Below are 15,509 nucleotides of genomic sequence, written 5' to 3' on the forward strand. Positions count from 1 at the left end.
ACATGACTGAACAGAGCCTCGAAATCGCCGTCCTTTCCCGAGCCTACGCGGACGGCAGCCTGACGCCGGAGGCCGTGCTGGACGGCGTCCATGCCCGGATCGGCGCGATGGGGCTCCGCCCCGTCTGGATCACCCTGCTCGACAAGGCGGACGCGCTGGCCCGGCTCGGCCGGGCGCGGGCCAGGAAGGAGGCGGGAGAGCACCTGCCCCTGTTCGGCATCCCCTTCGCGGTCAAGGACAACATCGACGTGGCCGGCGTGCCGACCACCGCCGGCTGCCCCGACTTCGCCTTCGTCCCCGACCGCTCGGCCACGGTGGTGGAGCGGCTGGAGGCCGCGGGCGCCATCCTGATCGGCAAGACCAACCTGGACCAGTTCGCCACCGGGCTGGTCGGGACCCGCTCGCCCTATGGCATCTGCTCGTCCGTGTTCGACCCGGCCTATGTGTCGGGCGGGTCGAGCTCCGGGTCGGGGGTCGCGGTCGGGGCGGGGCTGGTCAGCTTCGCGCTGGGGACCGACACGGCGGGATCGGGCCGGGTGCCGGCCGCGTTCAACAATGTCGTGGGGCTGAAGCCGACCAAGGGGCTGGTCAGCACCGCCGGCGTGCTGCCGGCCTGCCGGACCCAGGACTGCGTGTCGATCTTCGCCGGCTCCTGCGGGGACGCCGTGGCGGTTCTCCGGGCGGCGACGGGGTTCGATCCGTCGGACCCGTTCTCCCGGCGCGCGCCGGCGGGGGCGGTGCTTCCGGCATCGTTGCCGCCGGGGTTCCGCTTCGGCGTGCCGACGACCGAGGGACTGGAGTTCTTCGGCGACACGGCGGCCGCCGACCTGTTCGCGGCCGCGGTCGCCCGGCTGGAGGAACTGGGCGGCACCCGCGTGGAGTTCGACTACGCCCCCTTCGTGGAGGCGGCGCGGCTGCTCTATGCCGGTCCGTGGGTGGCGGAGCGGCTGGCCGCCATCCGCGGCTTCGCGGAAACGAAGCCCGAGGCGATCCATCCCGTGGTCCGCGAGATCATCCTGGGGGCCGGCCGCTACAGCGCGGTCGATGCCTTCGAGGCGCAGTACAAGCTGGCCAAGCTGACCCGGCGGGCGGAGACCTGGTGGGAACGCATGGACGTGATGCTGCTGCCCACGGCCGGGACCACCTTCACCATCGAGGACATGCTGGCCGACCCGATCCGGCTGAACAGCCAACTGGGCCATTACACCAATTTCGTGAACCTGATGGATCTGTCGGCCATCGCCGTACCCGCCGGGTTCCGCTCCACCGGGCTGCCCTTCGGCGTGACGCTGATCGGGCGCAGCTTCGAGGACGGCAGGCTGGCGCTTCTGGCCGACCGGTTCCACCGGGCGCAGGCTCCCTCCATCGGCGCCACCGGCCATGCCGTCGCCGGCCCGGCGCTGGAGGCGGCCTCGGAAGCGGCGCCTGCGGGAATGGTCCGGCTGGCCGTGGTCGGGGCCCACCTCTCCGGCCTGCCGCTCAACCACCAGCTTACCGGGCGCGGCGCGCGGCTCGTGGGAGCGGACCGCACGGCGGCCGGCTACAGGCTGTTCGCCCTGCCCGGCACCACACCGGCCAAGCCCGGCCTGCTGCGCGACCCCGGCGCTCCCGGCGGGATCGAGGTCGAGGTCTGGGAGCTGGACGCCGCCGGCTTCGGCGGCTTCGTCGCCGAGGTGCCCCCTCCCCTCGCCATCGGCACGCTGGAACTGGCCGGCGGCGGCCGGGTGCAGGGCTTCCTGTGCGAGGCCCACGCGACCGTCGGAGCGCAGGACATAACCAACCACGGCGGCTGGAAGAACTGGCTAGCCGCCCGCTGACCAACCCCGGAGGAGCCTTGCCATGCGGACCCTGTTCAAATCGGTACTCGTCGCCCTGGGCCTCGCCCTTGCCATGACCGCGGCGCAGTCACCCGCGGTGGCGGCGGAGAAACAGTCCTTCAGGATCGCCTGGTCGATCTATGCGGGCTGGATGCCCTGGGGCTACGCCGCCGACAGCGGCATCATGAAGAAATGGGCCGACAAGTACGGCATCTCGGTCGAGATCGTCCAGATCAACGACTACGTGGAATCGATCAACCAATACACCGCCGGAGCGTTCGACGGCTGCGTCATGACCAACATGGACGCGCTGACCATCCCGGCGGCCGGCGGCGTGGACTCCACCGCGCTGATCGCCGGCGACTATTCCGACGGCAACGACGGGGTGGTGCTGAAGGGCGGCGACAGCCTCGCCGAGATCAAGGGCCGGAACGTCAACCTGGTGGAGCTGTCGGTCTCCCACTACCTGCTCGCCCGGGCGCTGGACAGCGTCGGACTGTCGGAACGCGACGTCCGCGTGGTCAACACGGCCGACGCCGACATCGTCTCCGCCTTCGCGTCGCCCGACGTGACCGCGGTCGTGACCTGGAACCCGCAACTCAGCGAGGTGCGCAAGGCCGAAGGTGCTGCCCTGGTGTTCGACAGCAGCAAGATCCCCGGCGAGATCATCGACCTGATGGTCGTCAACACGGAGACGCTGAAGGACAACCCGTCGCTGGGCAAGGCGCTGGTCGGCGCCTGGTACGAGACGCTGGCGCTGATGCAAGACACCGGGCCGAAGGGCACGGAGGCGCTGACCGCCATGGCGACCGCGGCCGGCACCGACCTGGAAGGCTACAAGGCGCAGCTCGCCACCACGAAGATGTTCTACACCCCGGCCGAGGCGGTGGCGTTCGCGTCGAGCCCCGAGCTGGTCAAGGGCATGGACCTGGTCCGCACCTTCTCGTTCGACCATGGGCTGCTGGGCGAAGGCGCCCGGACGGTGGACGCGGTCGGGATCGCCTTTCCCGGCGGGACGGTGCTGGGCGACGACGGCAACGTCAAGCTGCGCTTCGACACCGACTACATGAGGATGGCCCAGGAAGGGAAGCTCTGACCCATGCGCCGGATCATCAACCTGCGTCCCGGCCGGGGCGGCATCGTGCTGTGGGGGGCGCTGCCGTTCCTGGCGGCCGGCGTCGCCTACGCCCTGGCCTCGTCCGCCCGGCTGGCGGCCAACCCGAAGGACAAGCTGCTGCCGCAGCTGGAAAGCTTCGCGGCGGCCATCGGCCGGCTGGCGCTCAACCCCGATGCGCGGACCGGCGACTACCTGATGTGGGTGGACACGCTGGCCAGCCTTCAGCGGCTGGGCATGGGGCTGGGCGTGGCGACCGCGCTGGCGCTGGTCCTCGGTCTGGCGATCGGGTTGATCCCTTATGTGCGGGCGGGCCTGTCGCCCTTCGTCGGCGTGGTCTCCATGATCCCGCCGATGGCGGTGCTGCCGGTCCTGTTCATCGTCTTCGGCCTCGACGAGCTGTCCAAGGTGGTGCTGATCGTGTTCGGCGTGGCGCCGTTCCTGGTGCGCGACCTGGCGCTGAAGGTCGGCGACCTGCCGCGCGAGCAGCTGATCAAGGCGCAGACGCTGGGGGCCTCCACCTGGCAGATCGTTGTGCGCGTGGTGCTGCCCCAGATGCTGCCCCGGCTGATCGACGCGGTCCGCCTGTCCCTGGGGCCGGCCTGGCTGTTCCTGATCTCGGCCGAGGCGATCGCCGCGACCGAGGGGCTGGGCTACAGGATCTTCCTGGTGCGCCGCTACATGGCGATGGACGTCATCTTGCCCTACGTCGCCTGGATCACGCTGCTGGCCTTCCTGTCGGACGCCGGGCTGCGCTGGGTCAACGCCCGCTTCTTCCCGTGGCTGAAGGCCGGAAAGGGGCAGTCATGAGCCGGATATCGGTCAGGAACCTGTGGAAGGAGTATCCCGGCCAGGTGGTGCTGGAGCGGGTCTCCCTGGAGATCGCGTCGGGCGAGTTCTGCGCCCTGGTCGGCCCGTCGGGCTGCGGCAAGACCACGTTCCTGCGCATGCTGCTGGGCGAGGAGAGCCCGACCCGCGGCACCATCGAGCTGGACGGCAAGCCGCTGGTCGCCGAGCCCGGCCCCGACCGGGGCGTGGTGTTCCAGCGCTACTCGGTGTTCCCGCACCTGACGGTGCTCCAGAACGTGATCATCGGGCGCGAGTTCGAGCGCTCGAGGTTCCTGGGGAAACTGTTCGGCCGGGAGCGGCGCGCCGCCGAGCAGGAGGCCTCCGGGATCCTGGAAACGGTCGGCCTGTCCGCCCACCGGGACAAGTACCCCGCCGAGCTGTCCGGCGGCATGCAGCAGCGGCTGGCGATCTCCCAGGCGCTCATCCGGAAGCCCAAGGTGCTGCTGCTGGACGAGCCGTTCGGCGCGCTGGACGCCGGCACCAAGGCCCAGATGTACGAGCTTCTTCTGGGCCTGTGGGACAAGCACAAGATGAGCATCTTCATGGTCACCCACGACCTGAAGGAAGGATTCACCCTGGCGACCCGCGTGCTCGCCTTCGACAAGGTCCGCGTCGATCCCCAGGAACCGGGCGCCTACGGGGCGACCGTGACCTACGACCTGCCCCTGGAGGCCAAGATCGCCGCGAGGCGGGAGGCGGCCCTCCACGCCCCGGAGCCGGTCAGGGAGCCTTCCCCGGCCGTTTCCCTGGTCCCGGCGACTTGAACAGCGCCGGATGCATGGCCTGGGCGCGGGCGCTCAGCAGCCGGTGCAAGACCGCGACCAGCGATCGGAGCCGGGATTTTCCCCAATCCAAGTTGGGATGCCGTAGGTAAGCCAAGCCTGTTCTCCTGCCGAGGTACAGGCTGGAAGCTGTTGCAAATACCGTTCCATCACGCCGGGCTGGCGATCCGTCCCGGTTGCGATGATGCCGCCTGCCGCTTGATCTCCCGCACGAAGCTCTGCACCAGGGCACGTCCCGCGTCGGCGCTGCGGGTCGCGACGAAGTGGGTCGAGGCGAAGTTGTAGGTCTTCGGCTTCAGGGGGCGCATCTGGCCGCGCTGCCTCCAGTCCTCGCCGATGTGGCAGGGCAGGAAGCCGATGAAACGGCCGGACAGGATCATCATGACCTGCGCCTCCATATGCATGACCGTCCCGCAGGGGCGCGGATGGTTGGCGCGGTAGAGGTCGTCGAAATGCAGGTAGCCGCGCACCGCGAAGGGTGCCTCCTCGATCGCCGCGCGGTCGATCCCGTCGTCGGGCACGCCGTAGAGCGGGTGCCTGCTGCCGCAATAGAGCGCGTGGGGTTCCCGGTAGATGGGCTGGTAGGTCAGTCCGGGCACCTTCTGCGACATGGGGCCGATCACCACGTCGCGCGTGCCGTCGGCGACGGCGGCCTCCAGCTCCGTCGGCGTGCCCAGCAGCAGATCCACGAAGACGTCGGGAGCATACTCGCAATAGCGGCCCAGCGCCGTCTGGATGCCCAGCTCCGGCGAGGTCACCACGCCGTCCACGATGCCGACGCGCAGCTGGCCCATCAGCTTGCCCCGGTCGCGGCCGATGCGCGACTGGAAGGCGTCGATTTCCACGAAGAGCCGCTTTGCCGCGTCGTAGGTCGCCTCGCCGAACTCGGTCAGGCGGAACCCGCGGCGCCCGCGCTCGCACAGCGGAGCGCCCAGCTTCCGCTCCAGCGCCGCGAGATGGGTGCTGAGCGTCGATTGCGACAGGTTGAGCACGATCTGGGCATCGGCGAAGCCGCCGGAATCCGCCAGGGTGACGAAAACGCGCAACAGGCGCAGGTCGATGTTGTCGAGGCGTCTCATGGTGCCGGTGCCGATTTCACATCGATGATTTTCAATATATCCGTCTATTAAACCTGATTTTTATAGATGTAAACCTGGGCGATGATCCTTCGAAAGCACTCCAGCGATGAGGGTCACCGATGTTCCGCACAAGTCGAATCGCAGCCGCCGCCCTGGTCCTCGCGACCGTTTCGGTACCCGCCTGGGCAGCCGACACGATCCGGGTGCTGTCCCCCACCTGGCCCGGCTTCGCGCCCGTTTTCGTGGCCGCGGACAAGGGCTATTTCAAGGAACTCGGACTGACGGTCGACATGAAGTTCGAGGACGACCGGGCCAACGTCATGGCGGCCATGATGCGCGGCGACATCGAGGTCGACATGCGCACCGTCGGCGAGCACCAGGGCCGCCCACGCGACGAGGCCACGCCGGGCGTCATCATCGGCACGATCGACAAGTCGGTCGGCGGCGACGGGGTCATCGCGGACGGGTCGATCGGCGGGGTGGCCGACCTGCGCGGCAAGAAGATCGCCGTCGAGCCCAACATCCCGGCCCGCCTGCTGCTTCAGCTCGCCCTGAAGAAGGAAGGGATGAGCCTGGACGACCTGTCGATCGTGGAGATCGCGACCGCCGACACGATCGCCGTCTTCGCCGACAGCTCGATCGCGGCGGTCGGGACCTACCAGCCGTTCCAGTCCCAGGCCATCACCGCCCTGCCGGCCCGCAAGGGCAAGCTCCTGCTGTCCTCGGTGGACAGCGAGATCATCATCGACGTGATCACCGCCCGCCAGGACGACCTGAAGAAGAACCCGACGAAGTACCGGAACTTCCTGGCCGGCGTCTACCGGGCGATCGACCTGTACAGGACGAACCCGGAGGAGTTCATCGAGCTGGCGGCCCCGCATTACAACCTCAGCGAGGATGAGGTGAAGGAGATCATCGACACCAGCCTCGCCTACACGCCGCTGGCCGAGGCCAAGGACCTGATCGGCACTCCGGACCGGCCCGGCCGCCTGCACGGGATCTTCGACACCGTCATGCAGCTGAACATCGAGAACGGCGCCGCCGACACCACGCTGACCGCCGCCAGCCAGATCGACGCCTCCGTCATCTCCCAGGTTTCCCCGTGACCCCGGGGCAGACGACGGCGCTTCGCGGTTCGGACCTCCAGGCCATGGACACCGCAACGAGGGCCGCCGGGACGGCGCCGCCTCCCCGGCGCTCGTCCCTCTGGGCCTTCCGCGGGACCCTGTCGCGCCCAGCCCAGGTCGGGATCGGCGTGGCCGCCAGCGTCGGCCTGCTGCTGGCGTGGGAGGCGGTCGCCCGGCTGGGGCTGGTGAACAGCCTCTTCCTGCCCGCGCCCAGCACGGTGCTGAACGCCATGCTGGTCATGATCCAGAAGCAGGACCTGCTGTGGCACGCCGGCGTCTCGACCCTGCGGGTCTGGGCCGCCTTCGCGCTGGCGGCGGCGATGGCGATCCCGATCGGCATCCTGATGAGCAGCTACCGGGTGGTCGGCGCGGCGCTGGAGCCGATCATCGACTTCATCCGATACCTGCCGGTCCCTGCGCTGGTGCCGCTCTCGATCATCTGGTTCGGCGTGGGCGAGGGAACCAAGCTGTACCTGCTGTGGCTCGGGACCTTCTTCCAGCTGGTCCTGCTGGTCGCCGACGACATGCGCCGCGTGCCGCAGGAATATATCGAGATCGCCCATACCCTCGGGGCCAACACCCGGCAGATGCTGCGCGACGTGGCCTTCCGGGCGATGCTGCCGGGACTGGTGGACAATCTGCGGATCACGCTGGGCTGGTGCTGGACCTACCTGATCATCGCCGAGATCGTCGCCGCGGACAGCGGCATCGGCTTCGTCATCTGGACGGCCCGCCGCTACATGAAGACGCCCGAGGTCATGGCCGGCGTGGTGGTGATCGGCGTGATCGGGCTGGTCACCGACCAGCTTCTCCGGGCGGCCCACCGCCGCGCCTTCCGCTACCTGTGAGCAGGCCCCCCATGACACAGTTCATGACACAGCCCTATCTCGCCTTCGACGGCGTCACCAAGCGGTTCGGCGACCTCGACGTGGTCGCCCAGCCCTTCGAAACCACCATAGCCCGCAACGAGTTCGTCGTCTTCCTGGGGCCGTCCGGCTGCGGCAAGACCACGCTGATGCGCATGATCGGCGGGCTGGACACGCCGTCCACCGGGACGATCCGCCTCGAAGGCGCGCCGGTCGGCGGCCCCGACCACCGGCGCGGCATGGTCTTCCAGTCCTACTCGTCCTTCCCGTGGCTGACGGTCGCCGAGAACGTCCATTTCGGCATGCGCTACCGCCGCGACCTGACGGAGCGACAGAAGCTGGCCCGCCGCGACCATTACCTGGAGCTGGTCGGGCTCTACGAGTTCTCCGACGCCTATCCGAACAAGGTGTCCGGCGGCATGCGCCAGCGCGTGGCGATCGCCCGCACGCTGGCGGCCGGATCGGACGTGATGCTGATGGACGAGCCGTTCGGCGCGCTGGACGCGCAGCGCCGGGAACGGCTTCAGGTCGAGCTGCGGAGCATCCAGCGGCGCGACGCCAAGACCATCGTCTTCGTGACCCACGACGTGGAGGAGGCGGTGTTCCTGGCCGACCGGGTCATCGTCTTCTCCAAGCGGCCCGCGCGGGTCATGGCCGATATCGACATCACCGGGCGCCTCGGCCCCGACCGCCCTCTGGAGCTGCGGGACAGCCCGGAATTCTTCCGGCTTCGGAGCGACGTGCTGAAACTGCTGCGCGAAGCCGCGGGAGACGAGGAATGACCCTGCCCCGCTTCGATAACCGCACTGTGCTGGTCACCGGGGCCAGCCGGGGCATCGGCTTCGGCATCGCCCAGGCCTTCGCCGCCGCCGGGGCGGACCTCCATGTCGCGGCGGAGAACGACGCGATCCACGCCGCGGCGGAGGCGCTGGGCGCCACGGCGCACCGGGCCGACGTGACCCGGGGCGACGAGGTGGGCGCCATGGCGGCTCGCATCGGCGCCTTGGACGTGCTGGTCAACAATGCCGGCCTGGAGCTCATGACCCCGCTGGACGACGCCGGCGCGGAGAACGAGGCGGCCTTCCGGCGCATCATCGAGATCAACATCCTGGGCACCTTCCTGGTGACCCGGGCCGTGGTGCCGGGCATGCGCGCGGGCGGCGCCATCGTCAACACGGCCTCGGTCTGGGGCCGCGTCGCGGAACCCCTGTTCTCCGCCTATGTCGCGTCGAAGCACGCGGTGATCGGGCTGACCAAGACCTGGGCCAAGGAACTCGGCCCCGCCGGCATCCGGGTCAACGCGGTGTGCCCCGGCTGGGTGCGGACGGAGGCCTCCATGCGCTCGCTCGGCCGGATGGCGGAGCGGGCCGGCCGCGGGGAAGCGGATCTTCTGGACGACATCATCGCCGGGCAGGCGCTGCCCGGCCTCATGGAGCCGCCGGACATGGCGGGTCCCTATCTGTTCCTTGCCTCCGACCTCGCGGCCAACGTTACCGGCCAGAGCCTCGGAGCCGACCGGGGGGAAGTGCCGTGGTGACGGATTTGAACGGCCTCAGGGCGCTGGTGACCGGCGCCGCGAGCGGGATCGGCCTCGCCGCCTGCGAGGCCCTGCGCGGCACGGGTGCCCGGGTCGTCGGGCTGGACCGCGCGCCGGCCTCGGCCGACGATGCCGGCCGGGTGGTCGCCGACGTGACCGACGAGGGCCAGGTGATCGAGGCGGTCGCCCTGGCCGCCGCGCGGCTGGGCGGCCTCGACCTGCTGGTGAACTGCGCCGGCATCGAGATCGAGGCACCGCTCCACGCGATCGACATCGCCGACATGGACCGCATGTACGCGGTCAACGTGCGCGGCCCCATCCTGGTCACCCGGGAAGCATTGAAGGCGATGAAGCCGGGTGCCCGCATCGTCAACATCGCGTCGGAGCTGGCCTATCTCGGCCGCCAGGGCGCCTCGGGCTACTGCGCCACCAAGGGGGCGGCGCTTTCGCTGACGCGGTCCTGGGCGCGGGAGCTGGCGCCCGCCATCCTGGTCAACGCCGTGGCCCCCGGCCCGATCGACACCCCGCTGCTGGGCTTCGAGCGCATGACCGACGCCCAGAAGGCGCTGGAGAGCGCCAACCCCCTCGGCCGCATCGGCCGCCCGGAGGAGGTCGCCGCCGCGATCCTCTTCCTGGCGTCCCCTGCCGCCAGCTTCATCACGGGACAATGCATCAGCGTCGATGGCGGCGCGGCGATGCACTGAGAGGAAAAGAACCCATGGTCGAAAGCGTCTTCATGGCCGAACTGACTTGGCCGGAGTTCGCCGCCAAGGTGGCGGAGGGCGTCACCGTCTTCCTGCCCCTGGGCACCACCGAGCAGCACGGTCCCCACATGGCGATGAACGTGGACGTGGTGCTGCCTACCGCCGTGTGCGAGCGGGTGGCGCGCAACGTCGGCGGCATCGTCGCCCCGACGATTCCCTATGGCTACAAGTCGCAGCCCCGCTCGGGCGGCGGCGAGGCGTTCCCCGGCACCACCAGCCTGGACGCCAACACCTTCTCGCTGGTCGTGCGCGACGTGATCCGCAGCCTCGGCACCGACGGCGTGCGCCGGCTGGTGGTGGTGAACGGGCATTTCGAGAATTGCTGGCCGGCGGTCGAGGGCGTCGACTTGGGACTACGCGAGCTTCGTCGCGACGGGATTCGCGACATGCAGGTGATGCGGCTGGAATACTGGGACTTCGTCGGCCGCGACACGCTGGACCGGCTCTTCCCCGAAGGGTTCCCCGGCACCGAGCTGGAGCATGCCAGCCTGCTGGAGACGTCGCTGATGCTTCTGCTGCGGCCCGACCTGGTCGACATGGACAAGGTGCCGTCCGACGGGCCCGCCCAGTTCCCCACATACGACCGCCATCCCGTGCCGGAGGGGTTCGTCCCGGCTTCCGGCGTCCTGGCCCGCGCCCAGGGGTCCTCGGCCGAGAAGGGGCGGCTCCTGATGGACGACCATGTCGAGCGGATCACCCGGGCCGTCCGCGCCGAATTCGGAGTTTGAGCACACAATGAGCGACAAGCGGTTCCAGCCCCTCGATTCCGCCGCCGTGCCCCGGTTCGCCGGGCTGCCGACCTTCATGCGGCTACCCGTGGCCTCGCCGGAGGAGGTGGACGTGGCCCTGGTCGGCGTCCCGTTCGACGGCGGCACGACCAACCGGCCGGGTCCGCGCCACGGCCCGCGCGAGGTGCGCAACCAGTCCAGCCTGGTCCGCCGGGTCCACCATGCGACCGGCATCTGTCCGTTCGACCTGGTGCGCGTCGGGGACTGCGGCGACGCGCCGGTCAACCCGCTCGACCTGATGGAGAGCATCGACCTGATCTCCGGCTACTTCGCCGGGGTGCGCCGGGCAGGCGCCGTGCCGCTGACGGTCGGCGGCGACCACCTGATCACGCTGCCGGTGCTGCGCGGGCTGATCGACCAGGGGCCGGTCGGGCTGATCCATTTCGACGCCCATTCCGACACCTACGACAGCTTCTTCGGCAACCGCTACAACCACGGCACCCCGTTCCGGCGCGCGGTGGAGGAAGGGCTGCTCGACCCGAAGCGCATGGTGCAGATCGGGCTGCGCGGCGCGATCTCGGACGCGGCCAACTACGACTTCGCCAAGGCCAACGGCATCCGCCTGATCTTCATCGAGGAATTCGACGAGCGCGGCCCGAAGGAGGTCATGGCCGAGGCGCGGGCGATCGTCGGCGACCGGCCGACATACGTGTCGTTCGACATCGACATCCTCGACCCGTCCATTGCGCCCGGCACCGGCACCCCGGAGATCGGCGGCATCACGTCGCGCGAGGCCCAGACCATGATCCGGCTGCTGCGCGGACTGGACATCGCCGGGGTCGACCTGGTCGAGGTCTCTCCGCCGTTCGATCCCTCGGGCGCCACGGCGCTGACCGCCGCGACCCTGATGTTCGAACTGCTCTGCGTGATGGCCGAGGGCATGAGCCGAAAAACCGTGCAGCCGTGACGGCGGCGCCTAACGATTAGGCATCGAAGCGCATTCCGCCTGCCGGCACTTCATCGGCGCGTGTCGCCGAAAAGCGCCGGCCGGCGTGAATGCACCGGGAACTCAGTTCAAGTTACTTGAATGGCATGCAAGTTGCTGGAGTGACCTGAGCGCCGGTCCAGGCGTCATGCCCCATCCCGCACAGGAGAGTGCCTTGCCCCTTTCCCAGTTCGTCCGCCTGCTCAAGACCGCGGCCGTGGTGTTCGCCGCCGGCGCCGCTTCCTCCCCCGCCTTCGCCGACCAGCTCGACGACATCCGGAAAAAGCAGGAGATCGTCATCGGGACCGAGGCGCAGTTCCCGCCCTTCGAGTACCTGGAGGACGGCAAGATCGTCGGCTACGCCAGCGACCTCCTGCAACTGGTCGCGGCCGACCTGCCGGGCGTCAGGCTGAACCAGCTGGACGTGCCGTGGCCGGCGATCCTGCCGGGCCTCAGCGCCGGCAAGTTCGACTTCGTGGTCACCTCCGTGACCGTGACCAGGGAGCGGGCCGAGCAGTACGCCTTCACCGTGCCGATCGCCGAGGCCACGGTCGCTCTGGTCAAGCGCAAGGGCGACACCTCCATCACCAAGCCGGAGGACATCGCCGGCAAGGCGGTGGGCTCCCAGACCGCGTCAGCCCAGCTCAAGGCGCTCCAGGCCTTCGACGAGAAGCTCCGCGGCGCCGGCGCGGGGGTGGACGGGATCACGGAGTATGTCAGCTTCGACGAGGCCTATGCCGACCTCGCCGCCGGCCGGATCGACGCCGTGTCGCAGGCGCTGTCCAACTTGGCCCCGCTGGTCAAGGCGCGCGGCGACATGTTCGAGATCGTCGGGCCGACCATCGGCCCCAAGACCTATTACGCTTGGGCCGGCCGCAAGGACCCCGCCAGCGCCTCCCTCGTGAAGCTGTTCAGCGACGGCATCGCAAAGGCCAATGCTTCCGGCAAGATGGCGGAGCTTCAGATGAAGTGGTTCGGCTTCACCATGGAGGTGCCGGCCGACGCGGTGCCCGAGCCGACGATGTGATCAGGCGCCGCGCGCACCCGGGGAACCCCTGATGTTCGATCCCGCCGTCATCGTTCCGTACCTGCCGACCCTGGCCGAGGGCGCCGGGATCACCTTCGCGGTGTCGATCCTGGCGATCCTGCTCGGCATCCCCTGCGGGCTGGCCCTGTGCTTCCTGCGGCAGAGCCGGAGGCGGGGGACGGCGACGGCGGCCGCCGTCTATATCAGCTTCTTCCGGGGCACGCCGCTGCTGGTGCAGCTCCTGGTCTTCTTCTACATCCCCCCGGCCTATGGGATCGAACTGCCGGCCTACCTGACGGCCGTCGCGGTGCTGACCATGAACACCACGGCGTTCCAGGCGGAGATCTTTCGCGGCGGGCTCCAGGCGATCCCGCGCGGACAGGTCGAGGCCGCGCGGATGCTGGGCTTCACCCACGGACAGGTCCGCCGCCGGGTGCTGGTGCCGCAGATGCTGCGCGTCACGCTTCCGGCCCTGACCAACGAGGCGATCGACATCCTGAAGAGCTCCTCCCTGGTATCGGTGATCGCCGTGTCCGAACTGCTGCGGCGCGGGCGGCAGGTCGCCGCCGCCACGTACCACCCGCTGGAGGCCTACGCGGCGACGGCGCTGATGTACCTGCTGCTGGTCTCCCTCATCGCCTATGCCGGACGCCGTGCCGGCCGGCGGCTCAGCCTGTCCCGATGACGCCCATGCCCGACCAGTCCGTCACCCTGCGCTACGCCGAACGGTTCCTCGACGGCTTCCTGACCACGGCGTGGATCTGTGGAGTCTCCATCTGCGCCGCCGTGGCTCTGGGGCTGGCGCTGTTCCTGGTGCGCCGCCTGCCCTTCGCGCCGGCCCGCTGGTTCTACGACGGCTATGTCGGGCTGCTGCGGGGCACGCCGTTCCTGATCCAGGTGTTCCTGCTGTATTACGGCGGCCCCAGCCTAGGCATCCGGCTGTCCGCCACGACGACCGCGCTGATCGGCCTCAGCGTCTATGGCAGCGCCTATTTCGCGGAGATCTTCCGCGCCGGGTTCGAAGCCGTGCCGCGCGGCCAGGTCGAGGCCGCCCGGACGCTGGGGTTCGACCGGGGGCAGATCCTGCGCAACGTCGAGCTGCCCCAGATGGCGGCCCTGATCCTTCCGCCGTCGGTCAACCAGTGCATCATCCTGATCAAGGAATCGGCCGTGCTGTCCGTGATCACCGTGCCGGAGCTGACCACCGTCGCCACGCGGGTCGTCTCGGAAACCTTCAATTTCGCCGAGCCCTACCTGCTGCTGGCGCTGCTCTACTGGCTGCTGGTCGAGACGACGGCCCGGGGCGGCCGGTGGCTGGAACGCGCCACCGGCCGCCATCTGACAACCAGCAAAGGCCCGACCCCATGACCAAGACCCAGGGCGCCGCCGTCCTCGGGCTGCGCGGCGTGCGCAAGAGCTTCGGCGACCATATCGTGATCGACGGGATCGACCTGGACGTCCACCGCTCCGAGGTGATCTGCATCATCGGCCCGTCCGGATCGGGCAAGAGCACCCTGCTCCGCTGCATGAACTTCCTGGAGGAGTATGACGGCGGCGAGGTGGTCATCAACGGGCGTCTGCTGGGATATTCGCAGGACGCCGGGGGAAAGCGCGTGCGCGACCGCGACGTGGTCGTGGACGAGACACGGCGCGGCGTCGGCATGGTGTTCCAGCATTTCAACCTGTGGCCCCACATGACGGCGCTGGAGAACGTCACCGCCGCGCTGCGCCTGGTGAAGCAGATGCCGAAAGCCGCGGCCGACGCGCTCGGGGCGGAGATGCTGGCCAAGGTCGGCCTGTCCGACAAGGCCGGGCAGTACCCGGCCCGCCTGTCCGGCGGGCAGCAGCAGCGGGTCGCGATCGCCCGCGCGCTGGCGATGCAGCCCTCCATCATGCTGTTCGACGAGCCGACCTCGGCGCTCGATCCGGAACTGGTCGGCGAAGTGCTCCAGGTGATGCGCGGCCTCGCGGCGGAGGGCATGACCATGGTGGTCGTGACCCACGAGATGGGCTTCGCCGCCGAGGTCGCCGACCGGGTCGTGTTCATGGACGCCGGCCGCATCGTCGAGCAGGGGCCGCCCTCATCCCTGTTCGGAGCCCCCTCCCATCCCCGGCTGCGCCAGTTCCTGGAGACCTGGAGGCAGCGCAACGCAGGCTTCGCCACGCTCATGTCGGGCGCGGCGGACCAACATCTTCGAGAAGGAAACCAGATCCATGCCCGCTGAACAGCTCGTGACCATTCCCGCCCGCAAGGGCAAGGCCGCCTTCGTCGCCAAGGGGCAGCTGGTCAAGGTCGTCAACACCCACGGCGAGCAGGTGGTCGACACCTGGGCGTTCCGGCGCGACGACATGTCGGAATTCATGTCGAACGAGCATACCCGCGCCCACATGCTGAAGATCATCCCCAAGGTCGGCGACGCGCTGCTGACCAACCGGCGGCGCCCGATCCTGACGCTGGTGGAGGACACCTCCGGCGGCATCCACGACATGCTGATCGCCGCCTGCGACCGCTACCGGTACGAGATGCTGGGCTGCGAGGGCCACCACGACAACTGCACCGACAACCTGGCGTCGGGACTGTCCGAGCTGGGCCTGACCCCGCCGGAGACGCCGAGCCCGCTGAACCTGTTCATGAACATCCCCGTGGCCGCCGACGATACCCTGTCGTTCGAGGCGACGCCGGCCCCGGTCAAGGGCGGCTACGTGGTGCTTCGCGCCGAGATGGACCTGGTGATCGCGTTCTCCGCCTGCCCGCAGGACATCCTGCCGATCAACGGCACCGCCTGCTCGCCAACCGACGCGCATTTCGCCGTGTACGACGCCTGAACGGATGC

The 15,509-nt window shown here is 69.3% G+C and carries 17 protein-coding genes; 16 read left to right on the top strand and 1 reads right to left on the bottom strand.

The features are described from left to right. Positions 1–2: 2 nt before the first annotated feature. Genes atzF through IGS68_RS28365 form a run of 4 tightly spaced genes read left to right on the top strand, consistent with a single transcriptional unit; the run spans position 3 to position 4,544 of the window. Entirely contained in the window at positions 3–1,817 is a 1,815-nt protein-coding gene (gene atzF / locus IGS68_RS28350) for an allophanate hydrolase (RefSeq protein WP_201082451.1), read from the top strand. Between the two features lie 22 nt (positions 1,818–1,839). Beyond that, positions 1,840–2,913 (top strand): putative urea ABC transporter substrate-binding protein, encoded by a 1,074-nt coding sequence (locus tag IGS68_RS28355; RefSeq protein ID WP_201082453.1) that lies wholly within the window; start codon positions 1,840–1,842, stop codon positions 2,911–2,913. Between the two features lie 3 nt (positions 2,914–2,916). Then, positions 2,917–3,741, top strand: a complete 825-nt coding sequence (locus tag IGS68_RS28360; protein WP_201082454.1) for an ABC transporter permease — start codon at positions 2,917–2,919, stop codon at positions 3,739–3,741. Next, positions 3,738–4,544, top strand: a complete 807-nt coding sequence (locus tag IGS68_RS28365; protein WP_201082455.1) for an ABC transporter ATP-binding protein — start codon at positions 3,738–3,740, stop codon at positions 4,542–4,544. The genes IGS68_RS28360 and IGS68_RS28365 overlap by 4 nt, the downstream gene beginning before the upstream one ends. A 167-nt stretch (positions 4,545–4,711) precedes the next feature. On the opposite strand, the gene IGS68_RS28370 is transcribed toward IGS68_RS28365, so the two are convergent. After that, positions 4,712–5,641 (bottom strand): LysR family transcriptional regulator, encoded by a 930-nt coding sequence (locus IGS68_RS28370; protein ID WP_201082456.1) that lies wholly within the window; start codon positions 5,639–5,641, stop codon positions 4,712–4,714. A gap of 119 nt (positions 5,642–5,760) precedes the next feature. On the opposite strand from IGS68_RS28370, the gene IGS68_RS28375 reads away from it, so the two are divergent. The 12 genes from IGS68_RS28375 to IGS68_RS28430 all read left to right on the top strand — a co-directional run bounded on the left by IGS68_RS28375 (position 5,761) and on the right by IGS68_RS28430 (position 15,501). Further along, positions 5,761–6,747 (top strand): ABC transporter substrate-binding protein, encoded by a 987-nt coding sequence (locus IGS68_RS28375; RefSeq protein WP_201082457.1) that lies wholly within the window; start codon positions 5,761–5,763, stop codon positions 6,745–6,747. Between the two features lie 44 nt (positions 6,748–6,791). Next, complete coding sequence (locus IGS68_RS28380) at positions 6,792–7,616, top strand: ABC transporter permease (RefSeq protein WP_201082458.1); 825 nt, start codon at positions 6,792–6,794, stop codon at positions 7,614–7,616. Positions 7,617–7,627: 11 nt separating this feature from the next. Next, entirely contained in the window at positions 7,628–8,416 is a 789-nt protein-coding gene (locus IGS68_RS28385; RefSeq protein ID WP_247881462.1) for an ABC transporter ATP-binding protein, read from the top strand. Beyond that, positions 8,413–9,171: an SDR family NAD(P)-dependent oxidoreductase gene (locus tag IGS68_RS28390; RefSeq protein ID WP_201082459.1), complete on the top strand. Its 759-nt coding sequence runs from the start codon at positions 8,413–8,415 to the stop codon at positions 9,169–9,171. Before IGS68_RS28385 ends, IGS68_RS28390 begins: the two co-directional genes overlap by 4 nt. Continuing rightward, entirely contained in the window at positions 9,168–9,875 is a 708-nt protein-coding gene (locus tag IGS68_RS28395; protein ID WP_371821928.1) for an SDR family NAD(P)-dependent oxidoreductase, read from the top strand. The genes IGS68_RS28390 and IGS68_RS28395 overlap by 4 nt, the downstream gene beginning before the upstream one ends. A 14-nt stretch (positions 9,876–9,889) precedes the next feature. Continuing rightward, positions 9,890–10,663, top strand: coding sequence for a creatininase (locus IGS68_RS28400; protein WP_201082463.1), 774 nt, complete (start codon positions 9,890–9,892; stop codon positions 10,661–10,663). Between the two features lie 7 nt (positions 10,664–10,670). After that, positions 10,671–11,630, top strand: coding sequence for an agmatinase (speB, locus tag IGS68_RS28405; protein ID WP_201082464.1), 960 nt, complete (start codon positions 10,671–10,673; stop codon positions 11,628–11,630). Positions 11,631–11,823: 193 nt separating this feature from the next. After that, complete coding sequence (locus IGS68_RS28410) at positions 11,824–12,675, top strand: transporter substrate-binding domain-containing protein (RefSeq protein WP_247881463.1); 852 nt, start codon at positions 11,824–11,826, stop codon at positions 12,673–12,675. Between the two features lie 31 nt (positions 12,676–12,706). Further along, positions 12,707–13,360, top strand: coding sequence for an amino acid ABC transporter permease (locus tag IGS68_RS28415; protein WP_201082466.1), 654 nt, complete (start codon positions 12,707–12,709; stop codon positions 13,358–13,360). Positions 13,361–13,365: 5 nt separating this feature from the next. Then, positions 13,366–14,043, top strand: coding sequence for an amino acid ABC transporter permease (locus IGS68_RS28420; RefSeq protein WP_201082467.1), 678 nt, complete (start codon positions 13,366–13,368; stop codon positions 14,041–14,043). Next, positions 14,040–14,900, top strand: coding sequence for an amino acid ABC transporter ATP-binding protein (locus IGS68_RS28425; RefSeq protein WP_201082468.1), 861 nt, complete (start codon positions 14,040–14,042; stop codon positions 14,898–14,900). The genes IGS68_RS28420 and IGS68_RS28425 overlap by 4 nt, the downstream gene beginning before the upstream one ends. After that, the gene (locus IGS68_RS28430) at positions 14,890–15,501 is read left to right on the top strand and encodes a DUF1989 domain-containing protein (RefSeq protein WP_201082469.1); all 612 of its coding nucleotides are present in this window, start codon (positions 14,890–14,892) and stop codon (positions 15,499–15,501) included. Before IGS68_RS28425 ends, IGS68_RS28430 begins: the two co-directional genes overlap by 11 nt. The last annotated feature ends 8 nt before the right edge of the window (positions 15,502–15,509 follow it).

It is taken from the genome of Skermanella sp. TT6 (genome assembly GCF_016653635.2).
Lineage (GTDB): Bacteria > Pseudomonadota > Alphaproteobacteria > Azospirillales > Azospirillaceae > Skermanella > Skermanella cutis.